Source organism: Rhodococcus sp. P4_B6, assembly GCF_056402215.1.
On the sequence record NZ_JBFUHV010000186.1, the window covers coordinates 1 to 16476 of the forward strand.

Sequence of the window (16476 nt, forward strand, 5' to 3'; positions counted from 1 at the left end):
GTCCACCATCTGGAAGGTGACGCATCATGCCCAGCTCGGCGCATTGTGCTGCGATCGCGGTGAGCAGTTCCTTGGCTTCGTCGATGCGACCCGAGGCAGACAGACAGGCTATGAGCAACCGTCTGGCCTGCATCAACAGTCGGTCTGCACCGCGGCCTTCGAGTCGGTTCGTCCACTCCTTTGCCCATGTGCACGCGATCTCGGCCTGGTCCGGTGAATGCTTGTCGAGCAGCAGTCTGATGGCTGTTGCCTCTTCGATCTGTGCCGTCAATGCCTCGATACCGTCGACCTGTCTTCGACGAGAGGAATATTCTGCGGGCGGCGAGACTGGGATGTCGGGACTCAGGGGAAGCCCCAGCCTGATCCGTTCGTTCTCGACGTTGGCGCGCAATCGCGGAAGGGACAGTGTCACAGCGATCCTCGCACCCGCATCCAGTCGCTGCGCTGCAGCTATTCGGTCGCCCCTCAGGGCCTTGATACGCGCCCCGAGGGCATACCGCGGGATCTTGAATTCCACGAGACCGCCCTCGCCCCCAAGCTCGTAGCCTTCGTCGAGCAAGTTTTCGGCCTTGTCGATGTCGCCCCGTTCGTACAACAACGCGCCGAGGAGAGAATCGGCCAGGCGCGCGGCCTCTGAGTGCTTGCCGCCCAACTTTCTCGCCACACGCACCCCCGCACGGAAGCTGCTTTCTGCCGCGGCGACATCGAGTTGTTCGTAGGCGGCAAGGCCGGCGAAACAGTGCCCGTGCATCACCAGGTACGGGCCGTTGGTTCGTGCATGAAATGCGGACGCCCATTCCTGCAGTCGGCGCGCTTCGTCGAAATCGAACTGGTACGTCGCGCGATAGGTTGCCATGTTCGCGGCACTCGACACGACCCACGGCCGCAACGTGTCCAGTCGTGGCAGGCATGCCTGGACCAACTCGTCCGCGCCGTCGACTCGGTCCGCGCGGAACCGAATAACACCTCGCATCACAGCCGCCTCGACACGCAGGTCGGCGACCTCGTCGGTGGGGGGAACGCGATCGAGCGTCGATTCGACGCGGTCGAGTGCCCGCTGTGCAGGCGCGGCCCGGTGCAGCATGATGTTGGCCCAGGCCACTGCGAGTTGTAACCACGGGCGTGACTCCGTCAGCGAGGGAGGGAGTTTCGCAACCATCCCGAGGAGAGTCGTCATGTGCGAATACTCGATCAGGTGCATCCCATCGCGCTCGACGAGCTCGACCGCCCGGACCTGATCCCCAGCCATGAGCGCGTGATCGACGGCCTCGCCGAGCAACTCATGATCGGCGAACCATGTCGATGCCGTGCGGTGAAGTTCGTCGATCCGCTCGGGCTGATCACGCTCGAGTCGTCGTTGCAGGAACTCCGCGAACACGTGGTTGTACCGGAACCACACTCCGTCCTCGTCCACCCGTCGCAGGAACAGATCCCGCTCCTCGACTACTTCGAGTAGCGCCTGCCCGCGCGACACGTGCGCCAGCGCGCCAGCGAGGCTGCCGCTGATCCGTTCGGTAACCGACGTCGCCAGCAGAAAATCGAGGATCTCCGGTTCCAACGTGTCGAGCACGTTCTCGGCGAGGAACTCGCCGATGGCGTGATGCCGACCCGACATGTGCCCGATCAGCTCGGTGGGGTCGTCGCGTCCGCGCAGTGACAGGTACGCCAATTGCAACGCCGCCACCCACCCGTCGGTCGAGTTCCGTAGGTCCGCGATATCCTCCTGCTCCAGCTCCAGTCCGCCCAGGTCGACCAGGAAGGATCGTGCCTCATTGTCATCGAAACGTAATGCTGTGTAGTCGATTTCGACAAGCTCATCACGCACGCGCATTCTACTCATCGGAAGGCCGGTCCGGGTGCGGCTTGCCACGACGACCTGGATGTGGTGGCAGCCGTTGTCGAGCAGGAATCCCATGGCTCCGCGTGTCCCGGCGTCGGTGACCCGGTGCCAGTCGTCGATCACGATCGCCACCCGCTCACCGCGGGCGTGGATCTCGTTGATCAGCGACGACAGGACGTACTGCTCGGCCTCGTCGCCGTGCTCGTCGAGCGCCTGCCCCAGGTCGCGCGCCAGGGTCGGGCGGACCCGCCGGATTGCCTCGACCAGATGCGAGAGAAACCACACCATGTTGTTGTCATCGTGATCGACCGTCAGCCACGCGACCGCCACACCCTCCTCGGTCAGCACTTCACCCCATTGGGCGGCGAGGGTGCTCTTGCCGAATCCGGCCGGTGCATGGATGACCGTCAACCGGCGCCGCTCTCCGGCGCGTAGGGAGTCGATCAGATGTCTACGTTCGACCAGTTGCCGGGTCGGCGTGGGCGGGCGGAATCGGGTAGAGGGGGCGGGCGGCGTCCCTGGCGTCGCTGCATCGTTCCGGCCGCCCGTCGTCATTGGGCCGGACCTGCCCGACGCAGTCCTGGTCGAGGCGCCGCGGCGGTGTTCATCGGGGGTCTGCGTGCCGAGGTCGGCGGGCAGGGCCATCTCGTCGGCGGGCAGTCCGTTCCGGAGTTGGGCTTCGCGCAAGTCCTCCCCGAAGTCGACGGCGGTCGCCGCACGACTGGTCGGCTCCCGGGACATCGCTCGTTCGATCGCGGCACAGACGTCGTCGGGGATGTCCGCCCCACGCAGATCCGGCACCGGGTGGGCGGTGATCCGCAGGAATTGGGCCATCACCTGCTCGCCGCTGCGCCGCTCGAACGCGGCGTGACCGGTGATCGCGCAGAACAGCGTCGCGCCGAGGCCGTACACGTCCGATGCAGGGGTGGGGGGCTGGCCTTTGAGCACCTCGGGTGCGGTGAACGCCGGTGAGCCGACTACTGCGCGCGTCGAGGTCTCGAAGCCACCCGCGATGCGTGCGATGCCGAAATCGGTCAACTGCGGCTCACCGTAGTCCGTGAGCAGGATGTTCGCGGGCTTGACGTCCCGATGCACGGTGCCGACCCGGTGCGCGGTCTCGAGCGCGCCCGCGACCTTTACTCCGAGCCGAACCGCCTCCTCCCAGCCTATCGGCCCCGAGCGGTGGATCCGGGAAGCCAGAGAACCGTGCGCGTGGTAGTGCATCACGATGTACGGCTGCCCGCTGGCCGTGGCACCGACCTGCAAAATGTTGGCGATGTTCGGATGCCCGGACAGCCGGCCCATGGCCCGTTGCTCACGAATGAACCGCTCGAGATTGTCCGGATCCAGATCGGCGGTGAGGACCTTGACCGCGACGATGCGGTCGAGGGATGGCTGTAGGCAGCGGTAGACGACGCCGAAGCCACCCCGCCCGATCTCCTGGGCATCGTCGAACCCCGCCACGGCCAACTCCGTGGCGATACCCGAGGTCAAATCACGCTGCGTCGCCAGTGGATCGTATTCGGCCACGGCCGACCTCGATCTCGTGCCTCGGTGTCCACAATCCCTGTGTCATGCAAATCACCTCTCGAGCATCAATGCGAGCATAACCCCAATCCGAACGCTCGAATCGTCGGTAGGTAGTCAGTTCGAGCTGCTCGCGTGATCAGCTGAGGTCGTGGTCGACGGTCTGTCGTCCGTCGGGTCAAGATCGATAGCGCTCCCAGTTCCCGGATATCTGGTGAGTGCGCGAGCCCAGACGACTCAGCTGTGGCACGGCAGCACGACGAGCAACTGATTGCGGGCGAGTGCCACTCCCAGCCTTGCGGCCCTCGACTGAAATTTGCCCGTATCCGCAGTGCAGCAAAGCTTCCGGCCTGCGCGGAACGACCGTCTCGTTCTCGTAGACACAGTTCCTCGCCGGAAGTCACTACCTCGTCGGTCCCGCGGACCGCGGTGACGCCGCGACCCTCGATGACGCCGACCAGGGCGGCCGAGCTTTTCCCGACCGGACCGCGAGACTCGGGAGCCGTTGTGCCCAATCGCGTTCGGTTGACACTATTGGCGGCATCGCGGGAATCGTATCGTGTAGATCTCCAGCAGTGCATGTGGATTTTCTGGCATATTTGCTGTTCGCGCAACGGTATTCGTATCAATTGCGTGCATCAAGTGCGTCGAGGGAGGTATCAGATGTATCTAGTCAGGCACTCCGATCCTGGGCGTGGGCAAAGGTTAAACGGACTCGGACTTGTGGCCACCACAGTAGGGTCTGTTCGGGACGCAAAGCTGACGAATCATTTCGACAAGGTAAAGATCGACATGGTCCAATCTTGCGTGCACTTCGAGAAGCAACTGTTTGCGAGATGGAGTGGCTTCTCGCAGCTGCTACCGAAGTCCGATCTCGGGTGCGCTTCCACCGGACCGCATGCGCGAATGTCCCTGTCCAGCGGGCCGTCCATCGCGGCAACCCGGGGAACTGCGTCGAACAGCCCCGGCGGCAGCCCTCGCGCGTGCGGCTACGGTGCTGTCACGGGGTTCCAGAGGCTGGCGATGAGCTCGTACGAGCGCATTCGTGCTGCTTGGTCGTAGGTCTCCGACATGAAGATGAGCTCGCGGGCGCCCGTCCGAGCCACGAGCGCTTCGAGTCGGGGACGGACGGTCTCAGGCGTACCGATGTAGGACTGGCTCAGCTGCTCTGCCACGGCTGCGGCTTCGTCCCGGGTCCACAGTCGATGTATGTCGTCCACCGGTGGAGCCAGCGGCTGCATCCGGCCGCGCACCGTTGCGAGGAACCGCTGTTGGACGGAGGTGAACAGCCGGGCCGCCTCTCGGTCATCATCGGCGAGGACCGCGTTCACGGAGACCATCGCATACGGCTCGGAAAGAGTCTGTGAAGGGCGGAAGGTGGAGTGGTAGAGATCCGTTGCTTCTTGCAGCCGAGTCGGGGCGAAATGTGCGGCAAAGACGAATGGCAGCCCGAGACGCGCTGCCAAGGCCGCGCTGTAGACACCGGAACCGAGCAGGTAGATGGGTACGTGGGCGCCTTCTCCCGGGATGGCCCGCACCCGGGGTCGTGTGCCGTGGAGGTAGGCGAGGAGTTCGGCGAATTGCGCAGTGAACTCCTGATCCGCCGGTCGTCCGCGACGGATTTCGGCCGCTGTCCACGGGTCCGTTCCCGGTGCGCGCCCCAGCCCGAGATCGAAGCGGCCGGGATGCAGGGCTGTCAGCGTGCCGACCTGCTCGGCCACGACGAGCGGCGCGTAGTTGGACAGATTGAGACTGCCGGTGCCGACCCGGATGGTTCGGGTCCCGGCGGCGACGGCGCCGGCCAGGACGATGTTGGCCGAGCTCGCCATCGGCGCCATGTTGTGGTGCTCGGCAAGCCAGTACCGGTGGAAGCCCAGGAGTTCGGCATGGGCGGCGAGTTCGACGGTGCGGTGCAATGCGTCACCGACAGTGTGGCCGTGACGGATCGGTGCGAGATCGAGAAGCGAGAGTGCCGGACGATCCTGAGGAGCGGAAAGGGTATCCATCGCATGTGCCGTTTTCTTATCTATGAGTGGGTAGTGAGTGCGTCAGGGGTGCCGGCGAACCCGGGCCGCCATGTGGAGGGCGAGAGCGGCCGCCCCTGCTCACCCGAGAGTCGGCTCCAGCGGTGTGCCCGGACCCCGGGGTGTCCGGGACGGGGGAAAGGAGCCTGGGATGCGGTGCGGCGGYCGCAGTCCCGGCCGGTGTTGCCACGGCCTCCGACGGCGGGCCGAGGATGCGCTGGCGGGTGCCGTGACGGCTACATCCGCCGTCGAGCCGGGCGGCCGGGTGGTCTACCGTTCCGTCGCGGTGATCCAGCCGGGTATGTATTCGAAACGCGAGATCTTCCAGGTGTCGTCTTCGCGGCGGAGATCCAACTGATAGTGGGCTCCGTAGAGATCCTGCCCATTCGGTGTAGTYGGCCGCTGAGGGATGATGCGGCCGACCACAAGGTGAGCGGTATTGCGAGCTTCGTCGACCGTGATCTGCAGCGGACGGCCGAAATGTTGCATCCACGGCCACAGGCGACGGAAGGACTTCATCTGTCCGATGACTTCATGGCGTCCCTGAAGGTCACCCATCGGGGGGAACGCCCCGAAGACATCCTCGGTGAAGCAGCCATGCAGGAGCGTGATGTCCCCTTGGTCAATGGCCCACGAATAGCGCGAGTAGAAGTCGGCGACCTGCCGCACGGCATCGTGGGGGTCGAGATCGGGGATGCCGCGGGCCCAGGGCGAGTCCAATTCGCTCACGATGCTGGGCGTCGCGTCGCCGATCTTCCATCCTTCGGGGGAGGGGATGCTCCATTTCGCGAACCGAGCCTCGTCTCCGTCGATCCAGGGGATGGACAGCCGCAGGACCTCGAATTGCCAACCGGACTCAGTCCGGACGAGGTCGGCCACGAGTGTCGCGCCGAACGTCGACGGCGCCGGTTCTGATTGCGGCGTGAAACCGTACAGGTAGGAGGTAAGCACTGCCCGCTCGTCGTCGCCGCCGACGAAGTGGTTCGTGGTGACTATGTCCAGGGGCATGACAGGATCGAAATCGGCGCTGAACAGAGCCGTGATGTCCCTGGCTCCGCGGGCCTCGCCATGCGCACTGGAGTGCAGGACGCTCGAGTCGGCGAAGACGGTAGTCAGGGCGTCCTGGTCGCTGCAGGCCCAACCTGCCACGAAGATGTCCAACGCCGCGAGTGCTCCCTCGGCCGTCGGGGTCATCGGCCTTTGTCCTGATGCTGGGTCGAGGCGGCCTCGCTCCGATTTGATCAATCCATTGTTGCGGGTCATGTCGTCGACGCTAATCAATGACATTGATGTCAAGGTCAAGCGAATCCGGAGTGAAGCACGTCACCACCCGCACGCAGCGCATACGCGCAGAACGGAATACGACCGAACTCGGAACCCTGAAATCCGGACCTTTCTGCAGGTAGCCATCCCTCTCGCTTCTCAGGCGGCCGGGCTGGCGACCGCCAGGTAGGCGCGGATGGCGTCCCGATTGCGCGTCAGGGTGTCGATGCGCCGCTCGATCTCGCCGAGTTCGCGGGCGAGATTGGCGGCCAACTCCGCGTCGACCATCGGGCGCAAGCCGGCGCCGGCGCCGAGGAAGCAGGGCACGATCTCACGAATGACCCCAGTGCTCAGCCCCGCCTGGAGCAGATCGCGAATTTGTTGGACGCGCTGCACTGCGCTCTCGGGGTAATCCCGGTAACCATTGGCGAGGCGGTCGGGGTGCAGCAAGTCCTGCTGTTCGTAGTAGCGCAGGAGTCGAGTGGCGACTCCGGTGCGATGGGAGAGTTCACCGATCTTCATGGTGATGTGCTTCACTCCGTTTCGGCTTGACCTTGACATCAATGTATAAGTTTAGCGTCAGTGGCGTGACCGACGTAATGAACGACTCCTCCAGAACAAAACGGGGCGGCCTCGGCGTCCTGTTCGTGGCCGCCTTCATGACCATCACCACCGAGACCCTGCCCATGGGTCTGCTGCCGCAGATGGGCCAAGGCCTCGGGGCATCAGAGTCGCAGGTCGGACTGTTGGTCGCGATCTACGCCCTCGTGGTCATGCTCGTGACCTTGCCGGTCACTGCGTGGACCGCCAACTGGCCACGCCGTCGACTCTTCCTGGTGATCATGGCGGCCTTCGCCGTGAGCAACCTGTTGATGGCCCTCGCCCCCACCTTTCCCGTGGCCATTCTCGGCCGGCTCATCGCAGCGCTGGTGCACGGTGTGCTCTGGTCGATGATGGCTGCTTACGCCACCCAGATGGTCGCTCCCGGCCGCGCCGGCCGCGCCGTCGCCACGGTCTACGCCGGCAACAGCGCAGCCCTGTCCCTGGGCGTCCCCCTGGGTACGGCACTGGGTAACGCCCTGAGCTGGCGAGCGGCCTTCGTCGTCCTGGCTGGGGTGGCGGTCCTCGTCATGGCCGCGGCTCCCGCCCTGCTGCCTCAGGTTCCCGGCACGCCCGCCGCCGACTCGTCGGCCGCCAAGGCATTCAGGATCCCCGGAGTACTGGCCATCGCCGTCACGACCACCGTGGTCATGCTGGGTCACTTCACGCTCTACACCTATGTCGCCCCCTTCCTGCACGATGCCGGCATCTCCGAGAGAGCGGTCAGCCCTGTCCTTTTCGCCTTCGGTGTCGCGGGTATCGCCGGGGTGTGGTGCGCCGGAATGCTGGTGGACCGGCGCCCGCGGGGCGCCCTGCTGAGCGCCGTGGGCATCGTGGTTCTGGCCCTGACCGGATTGGGGGCAGTCGGCTGGTTCACTCCCGCGACCATCACACTGATTGTGCTGTGGGGACTGGCCTACGCGGCACTACCGACCTTCTTGCAGTCCGCCGCACTCAAAGCAGCGCCGGCCGCGCAGGCCGCCGCCTCCGCGCTGTTCATAATCGGCTTCAACCTCGGCATCGGCGGCGGTTCCTTGGTCGGCGGTCAGGTCCTCGATCACATCGGCGTAGCCGCCGTGCCCGGTGCGGCCGCTGCACTCACCGCGGTCGCCTTGCTCATCGCCCTCTTCGCGCGCACGTCCGCCTTCCCCCGGCGCCCGACGTCAGCGTCGGCCGTCACCGCCCGGTCCAGCAACGAGGACGAGCCCACCCTTGCTCACCAACTCGCCGAGCTCGGTCAGCGCCACTGACCTGCACCACCGTCACCCGCACATGTCCAGGCGTGATCACGCATCTGCGCCGATCAAGCCATGCATTCCCCGAAGCACGCGAAAGGCAATCTCGCACAGTCATGAACCACCTCCGCGATATCCCGCTCTCCCTTCTCAACCTCGCCCCCATCCGGCACGGCGGCACCGCCACCGAGGCGCTGCACGAGACCATCGAACTTGCCCGCAAGGCAGAGGCGTTCGGCTACCACCGCTACTGGATCGCCGAGCACCACAACATGGCCGCGGTGGCTTCCGCGGCGACCTCCGTCCTGATCGGACAGGTGGCCGCCGTCACCGAGCGGATCAAGGTCGGCTCCGGCGGCATCATGCTCCCCAACCACGCCCCATACGTCGTCGCCGAACAATTCGGCACCCTCGCCGCCCTCTACCCAGGACGCATCGACCTCGGTCTGGGACGCGCACCGGGCACCGACCCGTGGACCGCGCAGGCACTGCGCCGCGGTGACGCCACCGCCGAGGACTTTCCGGCCCAGGTGGCGGAGGTTCGCCGCTACCTCGCGCCGGGTAAACCCACCCGCCGGGTCCGCGCCATCCCCGGCGAGGGCACCAACGTCCCGCTGTACATCCTCGGTTCCTCCACCTTCGGCGCTGCCCTGGCCGCGAAGGAAGGCCTGCCGTTCGTCTTCGCCTCACACTTCGCTCCCAACCAGCTGTCCGCTGCCCTGGACATCTACCGTGCGAACTTCCGCCCCTCCGGAAACCTGGATAAGCCGCACGCCGTCGTCGGTGTGAACGTCATCGCCGCCGACACCGACCGCAGCGCCGAGCACATCTTCACGACCCTCCAGCGCAAGTTCCTCACCCTGATCCGCGGCGAACTGCAGAACCTGCCACCCGTCGACGACATCGACCAGCTGTGGTCCCCGCAAGAAGCCTCGGCAGTCGGGGGCATGCTGCGCGCGTCCTGCGTCGGCTCGCCCGCCACGGTCCGTGACGGCCTCAACGAGCTGGTCAAGCACACGCAAGCCGACGAACTCATCGTTCTCACCGAGACCTGGGAGTTCAAGGACCGCGTCCGCAGCTACGAACTCCTCGCCGAGCTGAAGACCGCATGACATCCGGCCCCCTCTCGGCGCCCGGCACCGTGAACTCCCCGCTTTTTGACAGCGCAACAGTGGGCGCCCTTACCGTGCCTAATCGCATCGTGATGGCTCCGATGACTCGATCCCGCGCCGCCTCGGATGGCACGCCCAGCGCGTTGATGAGCACCTACTACGCACAGCGCGCCAGCGCCGGACTGATCATCGCCGAGGGCACCCACCCCACCGCGGCCGGCCGACTCGGCCCCGGCGTGCCAGGCCTGCACAGTGACGCCCACCGGCGCGGCTGGTCTCGTGTAGCTGATGCGGTGCACGACGCTGGGGGCCGGATCTTCGTGCAGCTGATGCATGCGGGACGCCTCGCCCACCCCTCCTTCCTGCCCGAGGGGTTGTATCCCGTTGCGCCCTCGGCCATCGCCGCCCGGGCGGAGGTGTACACCGCGGACGGCAGGAGACCGGCCGTCCGCCCGCAGCCGCTCACCGGCGCCCAGACCCTGACCATCGTCGATGACTTCGCCCGCTCAGCCGAGCGGGCGATGGCAGCGGGACTGGATGGTGTCGAGATCCACGCCGCCAACGGCTATCTCCTGCACCAGTTCCTCGCCGGGAACACCAATCTGCGCACCGACAACTGGGGCGGAACCAGCGAGGGCCGGATCCGGCTGACGGTCGACGTCGTACGAGCGGTAGCCGCGGCCATCGGCCCGCATCGAGTGGGGCTGCGGATCTCCCCCGGCAACCGATCCGGTGACGTCATCGATCACGATCCGCGCACCACGTACACGTCACTGGTCCAGGAGCTGGCACAGGAGGGGCTGGCCTACCTGCACCTCGTCGAGGCAGGTCACGCCGACCTCGACGACCGCATCCGGGCCCTGTGGCCGAGTGCACTCCTGGTGTCGCCGACACTCAGCCGGCCTGACGATGTCACGAAGGTCGGTGCGGCAGATGCCTGGCTCCGACGCGGGGCCGACCTGATCGCCTTCGGCCGCGGCTTCCTTGCCAATCCGGATTTCGTGGAGCGTGTCCGCCGAGGCGCCCCACTCAATGCCCCGGAACCGATCGGGATCTACGGCGGCGACCATCGCGGATACACGGACTACCCGACCCTGGAACAGGCACACACAGTTCGTACGTGACGCGGCAAGCCCCAGGTGTTTGGGTAGAACGCAGTGTCCTGCTGGAGAATTTGCAGTTTCCTCAGGGCCTTGGTACTGCGGTGAGTTCGCAGTTTCCCGCGGCAGGTAGGTGTAGCACTCCGCCGTGTGCTTCTTGGCTCACTCCAAGGGCCTTCGAGGTGTATCCCGACGCGTGAAAAACAACGCATTCTCTCTGGTGTAACGCGAGGTCTCTTGTGAACAAGGCCTATTCGCGATTGCGACCTGTGGGGCGTGGTGTTTGATCAACGTGGCGCGACCCAGCTCTCAATGACGCCGCCCGGCTGCCGAGCAAGGCATAGGCCGGGCCTACGGTTCGGTTGACTGCTGCGCACTGGCTTCGAGGAGGTGTTCTGCTTCTGCTCGAGCGGCCCGGCGAACTGCAGTGAGTGCGGCCGTCGGTGAGTTCGGTGCGTAGACGAGTACCAGAGGGAGCCCTAGTCCCAGTTTCCTGTCTAGGGGGAGGAATGCGATGTCGTCCCGCGTGTGATCGACGAACAGCAGTGGCAGTACAGCGACCCCGGCACCTGCGCCGACCATCGCGAGTTGAGCCCACATATCGTCAGCTTCGACGATTCTTCTCGGGGAGCACTGATTGTCGGTGACGAGGCGGAGTAGTTCGTCGTAGAAGACTGGGTTCCGGTCGCGTGGAGCCATGATGAAGTCCTCGTCGTTGAGGTCTGCAATGGAGGCGAGGCCGCGAGTTGCCAGCGGGTGCGAGCTGGCGACGGCCGCGTAGAGCGGCTCGTCCATGAGGGTGTCGACCGCGAGACCTGGCGGGGTGCTGCGGCTGCGGAGGATTCCGGCTTCGAGTTGTCCGTCGATCAGCTGGCGGAGTTGAGTGTGACTGTTCATGGGGTGCAATGTCATTCGAACGTCGGGGACCTCGGCGCGAACGGATGACAGGATTCGAGGCATGAGCAGCCTCATTGCTGGGTTCACCGCACCGATTCGTAACGCCGCGGTACGCCCGGCGGCCGCGTCGCGGGTGACCTGCTCGAGGCGGATCAGATCTGCCAGTAGCTGCCGGGATCCTTCGACCAGGGTCTCACCGGCTGTCGTGAGTCGGCTCCGCCGCGTCGTCCGTTCCACAAGCGGCCCACCGATGAGCCGTTCGAGCTTCCTGACGGTCTGGCTGAGGGTGGGCTGCGAGATATTCAACCGGTCGGCGGCCCGGCTGAAGCTCAATTCGTCGGCCAGCACTGTGAGGTACTGCAGGTCGCGGATGTTCATCATGCATCGATTGTGGCGGAGTCGGCCGACCAGACATATAGATTTCGATAATAAATCCATGCCTAAATCTGGCATTGTTTTATGAATTCCGGGCTCTTACGCTCACATTGTCTGGTTGAAGTGATCTAGCCAACTGGGCGAGCCAACCGCTGAAGGGACAAATACCTCAATGACTACGACGGAAACTCTCGCGAGCGAGTACGACGAATACCTTGCAGAAGGCCGCATCTGGGGCCTCGTCGATCGTGAGCGGATCAAGAAGATCAAGTTCCCGCGCGTGCCGAAGGAGGTTGTCGATCGCTACCTCGCAATCGATGACCTGACGACGTCGGTGTCGGACGTGCTCGACTCACTCGGCATCATCGGTGCGGTCCCCGCCTCGTTCCTCAAGCCCCTGGCTCCCGGGCAGCGGATCGTGGGCCCCGCGGTGACCATCCGCAATCTCGTCGAGCGCAAGACGCCGACCCAGGGTTATGTGGACAAGGACTTCATCCGCATGTCGACGCGCGACATCTACTACCTGGCTGAGGCAGGCGACGTCCTGGTGACCGACACTGCCGGGGACCTTTCGGTGTCCAACATGGGCGCGCAGTCCTGCACCGTTGCGAAATCGCGTGGTCTCGCCGGCAGCATCGTGTATGGCGCAATCCGCGACGCCGGATCGATCCGCGACATGGGGTACCCGGTGTGGAGCAGTGGCGTGACCCCGATTACCGGAAAGTTCCGGATCGAGGCCATCGAAATGAATGGGCCGGTTACGTTGCACGACGTTCGGGTGGAACCGGGCGACCTGATTGTCGCCGACGACTCCGGCGTATGCGTGGTGCCGTTCGAGCATGCGGAGTACGTGATCAGCGAGGTCGAGAGAATTGCGGAGGCCGAGCAGACGATGGCCAAGATGATCATCGAGGGCGCCCCCATCGATCAGCTGCGTCCCCTCTTCCGTAAGCGCTACAGCTGAGCTTACGGTTCAATCTGACGAACAACGGAGTTCGCATGCTCGGAATACACCAAAGACTGCGCGCCTCTCGCGCGGTCCTGTCGTGGGCGACGCTCGCCACGGTCGCCGCCGTGTCGACGGCGTGTTCTGTCGGCCCGGGTGGGGCCTCTGGCTCGGGTCCGGTTGACGCGGGGAAGTATCCCTCGGACACGATCGAGGTAGTCGTTCCCTACGAGGCCGGCGGTGCGACGGACCAGATGGTCCGCTCGCTGTCGCAGCCGGTGGCCGAAGGCCTCGGTGACGAACCATTGGTGGTGCTCAACCAACCCGGCGGTGCTGGAACGATCGGCACCACCCGAGTCGTGGCAGCGAGCCCGGACGGGTACACCCTCGGGTTCGTTGCCGGTGGGCCTCTGACGGTGCAGCCGCACTACGGTCGCACCGTCTACTCCTATGACGATGTAACCCCGGTCGCCCGTGTGGCGGTGGCACCGATCGTGTTGGCTGTGCCGGCAGACTCGCCCTGGCAGACGGTGGGCGACATGATCACGAGCGTGCGAGAAGATCCGGGCTCGTTCCGATACGCCTCGACTGGCGCCGGGAATCCGGCCAACCTGGCCATGGAGAAGCTGGATGCAGCAGCAGGCATCGAAACAACCCAGGTTCCGTTCGAAAGCAGCGCCGAGGCGGTGACCGCCCTGCTCGGCGGAAACGTCGAAGGGGCAGCCGGCTCTCCGTCCGGCTTCGCCGCCTCGGTTCGCTCCGGCGACCTCCGAATTCTCGCCAACCTCGGCAGCGTGAAGGGTGCCGAGTACGCCTCGGTGCCCACCCTGCAAGAATCCGGATACGACGTCGCGACGGACATCACGTCAGGGTTCATCGCTCCGAAAGATCTTCCCGAGCCCTACCTACGCGAGATCTCCAACTCGATCCGGGATGCCCTCGAAGATCCGGAGATCCGAAAGCAGATCGAATTGACCGGCGCAGTCCCCAATTTCGGGAGCCCGGAGGAGTACCGCGAGGACATTGCCCGCGAGTACTCCGAGACAGGAGAGGTGCTCCATGAAGCTGGACTCATCTGATCGGATCGAAGAAGCCGAACGGCGCGAGCACAAGGATGCCGTGGCTTCCCTCGATGAGCCGAGCGAGGTTGAGGTGTCGAAGGATCTGTTCGGTCTGACGGCGTCCCTGCTCGTCCATGTCGGGGTGACCCTGCTCGGGGTGATCGCGATATGGCTTGCGATCGACCTCGGAGTGGGGACGCTCGGCAAGCCGGGTCCAGGTTTGTGGCCACTGGCCGCGGGTGCATTGATGACGGCGGCTGGCGTGGCCACCATCGTCCAGACGGCACTGGGGGAGCGCGTCGAATCATTGCGTGGGTCGGCTCGGCCCGCGTTCGGAGTCGCGCTGGCGATCCTGTTCGTGCTGCTGTTCAGCTTCGTCAGCGTCATCGTGGCGCTGATCGCGGTGTTCGCGCTCTGGACGCGACTGCTCGGAAAACTCCCCTGGCGTTCCGTGGTGATCTGGACAGTGCTCGGCACCGCAGCGCTCTATCTGCTTTTCGGAGTCCTCATCTCGACGCCGTTTCCGGCGCCGTTGACGGCGATTCCGTAATCGAAGGACAGACACCATGGATGCGATTCTCCATGGGTTCGGCGTTGCGTTCGAGCCCATCAACCTTCTCGCGGTGCTCCTCGGCTGCATTCTCGGCATCGTCGTTGGGGTGCTTCCCGGGCTCGGCCCGATCACCACCATTTCCATCCTCATCCCCTTCACCTACGCGATGTCGCCGGCGACGGCGATCATCCTCCTCGCCGGTGTCTACGCGGGCGTAATGTACGGCGGCACCGTCACTTCGGTGTTGCTGAGGCTTCCGGGAGAGGCGGCGTCGGTGGTCACGGCAATCGACGGATACGAAATGGCCCGCCGGGGTCGCGCCGGACCGGCTCTGGGGATTTCCGCGATCGGGTCCTTCATCGGTGCGACCGTCGCCCTCGTCGGGCTCACGTTCTTCGCCCCAGCGCTGGCTGACCTGGCACTTCATCTCGGCCCTCCGGAATACGCGACCCTCGCGATTTTCGGCCTGATGCTCATCGCGTACCTGGGTGGGGGGTCGTTCTCCAAGGCCATGGTCGCCGCCGGTGCGGGCCTGTTCCTCGCTACCGTCGGACTCGATCCGATCTCCGGAGCAGTCCGGTTCAGCGGTGACTCCCTGCAACTGGTCGACGGCTTCGACGTCGTCGCGATTGTGCTCGGACTGTTCGGTATCGGTGAGGTGCTCTACAACCTGCGCCCGGGGTCCCAGGAGGACGGCGATACGGTCACCACCAAAATTGGTCGGGTTTTTCCCTCCCGAGCGGATCTGCGGCGCAGCCGCGGCGCGATCGGCCGGGGTTCCGTTCTCGGCACACTCGTCGGGCTGGTCCCCGGTGGCGGTGGTCTCGTGTCCTCGCTGGTCAGTTACGGCGTCGAACGGCGCGTGGCCAAGCATCCCGAGGAGTTCGGGAAGGGAGCGATCGAGGGTGTCGCCGGTCCGGAGACTGCGAACAATGCCTCCTCGACATCGGCGTTCGTGCCGCTACTGAGTCTGGGAATCCCGTTCAATGTCACGGTGTCCCTGCTGTTCAGCGTCCTGCTCGTACACGGGATCACCCCCGGGCCACAACTGGTCGACGAGCACCCGGATGTGTTCTGGGGCGTCATCGCCTCGATGTACATCGGCAACATCGTCTTGCTGATCCTGAGCCTGCCGCTGATCGGTGTCTTCGTGCAGATTCTGCGGCTCAAGTTCAGCGTGCTCGCCCCGCTGATCGTTGCGGTCAGCCTCATCGGCCTCTACACGATCGACAACAACACCTGGAGCATGTGGGTGGCCATCACCTTCGGCGTCGTGGGGTATTTGATGCGGCTGTGGGGATTCCCGCTCGGACCTATGGTTCTCGCATTCATCCTCGGGGAGATCCTCGAATCGGCGTTGCGTCAGTCGCTCATCCTCTCCGGAGGCAGCTTCGACATCTTTGTGACCCGACCGGGTTCGCTCACGATCCTTCTGTTGGTCGCCGCGATCATCTTCTACTCCGTGGTCAGCTTGCTCCGGGCGAGGGCTACGCGTAGCGCAAAGGACAGCGGTTCGCCGGCGGTGGGGGAGCCTGGATTGTTGGTGCCGGACGACGGCGCGCGCTCGCCGGGCCAGCACAGTCTTCTCGAGAAGGACTAGGTGCACGGTAGGGGCGAGGAAGCGGGCGCCGGGCGCCGCTGATCGGCCATCCACAGAACACTAGGCGGGCCCGGTCGGGCTCCCGCCTACTGTTCTGTGGTGTGCGGGTGAAGGGAGCRTCTGATGGAACTGAGGCAGTTGCGGTATTTCATCGCGGTGGCCGAGGACGAGCAGTTCAGTAAGGCCGCGCTGCGGCTCGGCGTCGCACAATCGACGATCAGCGAGCAGGTTCGGCTCCTCGAGAAGGACCTGGGCGCCGAGCTGTTCCTGCGGTCCAGTCGCACCCTCCGGCTCACCTCCGCTGGTGAGGTGATGCTCGCCGGGGCCCGGAAGACCCTTGCTG

At 65.1% G+C, this 16476-nt stretch carries 13 protein-coding genes; 8 read left to right on the forward strand and 5 right to left on the reverse strand.

Going from position 1 to position 16476, the window contains the following annotated elements; all coding sequences use genetic code 11:
* The 4 genes from AC1DWT_RS42915 to AC1DWT_RS42930 form a co-directional block, all read right to left on the reverse strand.
* Positions 1 to 3370, reverse strand: a 3370-nt coding sequence (locus tag AC1DWT_RS42915) for a protein kinase domain-containing protein (protein ID WP_477925409.1), incomplete at its 3' end; no start/stop codon positions are given.
* Positions 3371 to 4356: 986 nt separating this feature from the next.
* Entirely contained in the window at positions 4357 to 5373 is a 1017-nt protein-coding gene (locus AC1DWT_RS42920) for an LLM class flavin-dependent oxidoreductase (RefSeq protein WP_477925411.1), read from the reverse strand.
* Between the two features lie 288 nt (positions 5374 to 5661).
* Positions 5662 to 6585 carry a nuclear transport factor 2 family protein gene (locus AC1DWT_RS42925; RefSeq protein WP_477925413.1) on the reverse strand — a complete coding sequence of 308 codons (924 nt, stop codon included), beginning with the start codon at positions 6583 to 6585 and terminating at the stop codon, positions 5662 to 5664.
* Between the two features lie 228 nt (positions 6586 to 6813).
* Positions 6814 to 7191, reverse strand: a complete 378-nt coding sequence (locus AC1DWT_RS42930; protein ID WP_420855103.1) for a MerR family transcriptional regulator — start codon at positions 7189 to 7191, stop codon at positions 6814 to 6816.
* Positions 7192 to 7241: 50 nt separating this feature from the next.
* Here AC1DWT_RS42930 and AC1DWT_RS42935 point away from each other — a divergent pair, with 50 nt between their 5' ends.
* The 3 genes from AC1DWT_RS42935 (at position 7242) to AC1DWT_RS42945 (ending at position 10725) form a co-directional block, all read left to right on the forward strand.
* The gene (locus tag AC1DWT_RS42935) at positions 7242 to 8504 is read left to right on the forward strand and encodes an MFS transporter (RefSeq protein WP_477925416.1); all 1263 of its coding nucleotides are present in this window, start codon (positions 7242 to 7244) and stop codon (positions 8502 to 8504) included.
* Positions 8505 to 8605: 101 nt separating this feature from the next.
* Positions 8606 to 9601, forward strand: coding sequence for an LLM class flavin-dependent oxidoreductase (locus AC1DWT_RS42940; protein ID WP_477925418.1), 996 nt, complete (start codon positions 8606 to 8608; stop codon positions 9599 to 9601).
* On the forward strand, positions 9598 to 10725 hold the full coding sequence (locus AC1DWT_RS42945; protein WP_477925420.1) for an alkene reductase: 1128 nt from the start codon (positions 9598 to 9600) through the stop codon (positions 10723 to 10725). Before AC1DWT_RS42940 ends, AC1DWT_RS42945 begins: the two co-directional genes overlap by 4 nt.
* A 327-nt stretch (positions 10726 to 11052) precedes the next feature.
* On the opposite strand, the gene AC1DWT_RS42950 is transcribed toward AC1DWT_RS42945, so the two are convergent.
* Positions 11053 to 11979, reverse strand: a complete 927-nt coding sequence (locus AC1DWT_RS42950; RefSeq protein ID WP_477925422.1) for a LysR family transcriptional regulator — start codon at positions 11977 to 11979, stop codon at positions 11053 to 11055.
* 166 nt (positions 11980 to 12145) lie between these two features.
* On the opposite strand from AC1DWT_RS42950, the gene AC1DWT_RS42955 reads away from it, so the two are divergent.
* The 5 genes from AC1DWT_RS42955 to AC1DWT_RS42975 all read left to right on the forward strand — a co-directional run.
* Positions 12146 to 12937, forward strand: coding sequence for an RraA family protein (locus tag AC1DWT_RS42955; RefSeq protein WP_477925424.1), 792 nt, complete (start codon positions 12146 to 12148; stop codon positions 12935 to 12937).
* A 35-nt stretch (positions 12938 to 12972) separates the two neighbouring features.
* Complete coding sequence (locus AC1DWT_RS42960; RefSeq protein ID WP_477925426.1) at positions 12973 to 13998, forward strand: tripartite tricarboxylate transporter substrate binding protein; 1026 nt, start codon at positions 12973 to 12975, stop codon at positions 13996 to 13998.
* On the forward strand, positions 13979 to 14530 hold the full coding sequence (locus AC1DWT_RS42965) for a tripartite tricarboxylate transporter TctB family protein (RefSeq protein ID WP_477925428.1): 552 nt from the start codon (positions 13979 to 13981) through the stop codon (positions 14528 to 14530). The genes AC1DWT_RS42960 and AC1DWT_RS42965 overlap by 20 nt, the downstream gene beginning before the upstream one ends.
* 16 nt (positions 14531 to 14546) lie before the next feature.
* Positions 14547 to 16133: a tripartite tricarboxylate transporter permease gene (locus AC1DWT_RS42970; protein ID WP_477925430.1), complete on the forward strand. Its 1587-nt coding sequence runs from the start codon at positions 14547 to 14549 to the stop codon at positions 16131 to 16133.
* Between the two features lie 123 nt (positions 16134 to 16256).
* Positions 16257 to 16476: LysR family transcriptional regulator (locus AC1DWT_RS42975; RefSeq protein WP_477925432.1), on the forward strand; the 220-nt coding region annotated here is incomplete at its 3' end.

Bases quoted from the DNA above. Each gene is read 5' to 3' on its own strand.
- AC1DWT_RS42920 (WP_477925411.1), bottom strand. From the start codon at position 5,373: ATGGATACCCTTTCCGCTCCTCAGGATCGTCCGGCACTCTCGCTTCTC.
- AC1DWT_RS42940 (WP_477925418.1), top strand. From the start codon at position 8,606: ATGAACCACCTCCGCGATATCCCGCTCTCCCTTCTCAACCTCGCCCCC.
- AC1DWT_RS42945 (WP_477925420.1), top strand. From the start codon at position 9,598: ATGACATCCGGCCCCCTCTCGGCGCCCGGCACCGTGAACTCCCCGCTT.
- AC1DWT_RS42950 (WP_477925422.1), bottom strand. From the start codon at position 11,979: ATGATGAACATCCGCGACCTGCAGTACCTCACAGTGCTGGCCGACGAA.
- AC1DWT_RS42955 (WP_477925424.1), top strand. From the start codon at position 12,146: ATGACTACGACGGAAACTCTCGCGAGCGAGTACGACGAATACCTTGCA.
- AC1DWT_RS42960 (WP_477925426.1), top strand. From the start codon at position 12,973: ATGCTCGGAATACACCAAAGACTGCGCGCCTCTCGCGCGGTCCTGTCG.
- AC1DWT_RS42965 (WP_477925428.1), top strand. From the start codon at position 13,979: ATGAAGCTGGACTCATCTGATCGGATCGAAGAAGCCGAACGGCGCGAG.
- AC1DWT_RS42970 (WP_477925430.1), top strand. From the start codon at position 14,547: ATGGATGCGATTCTCCATGGGTTCGGCGTTGCGTTCGAGCCCATCAAC.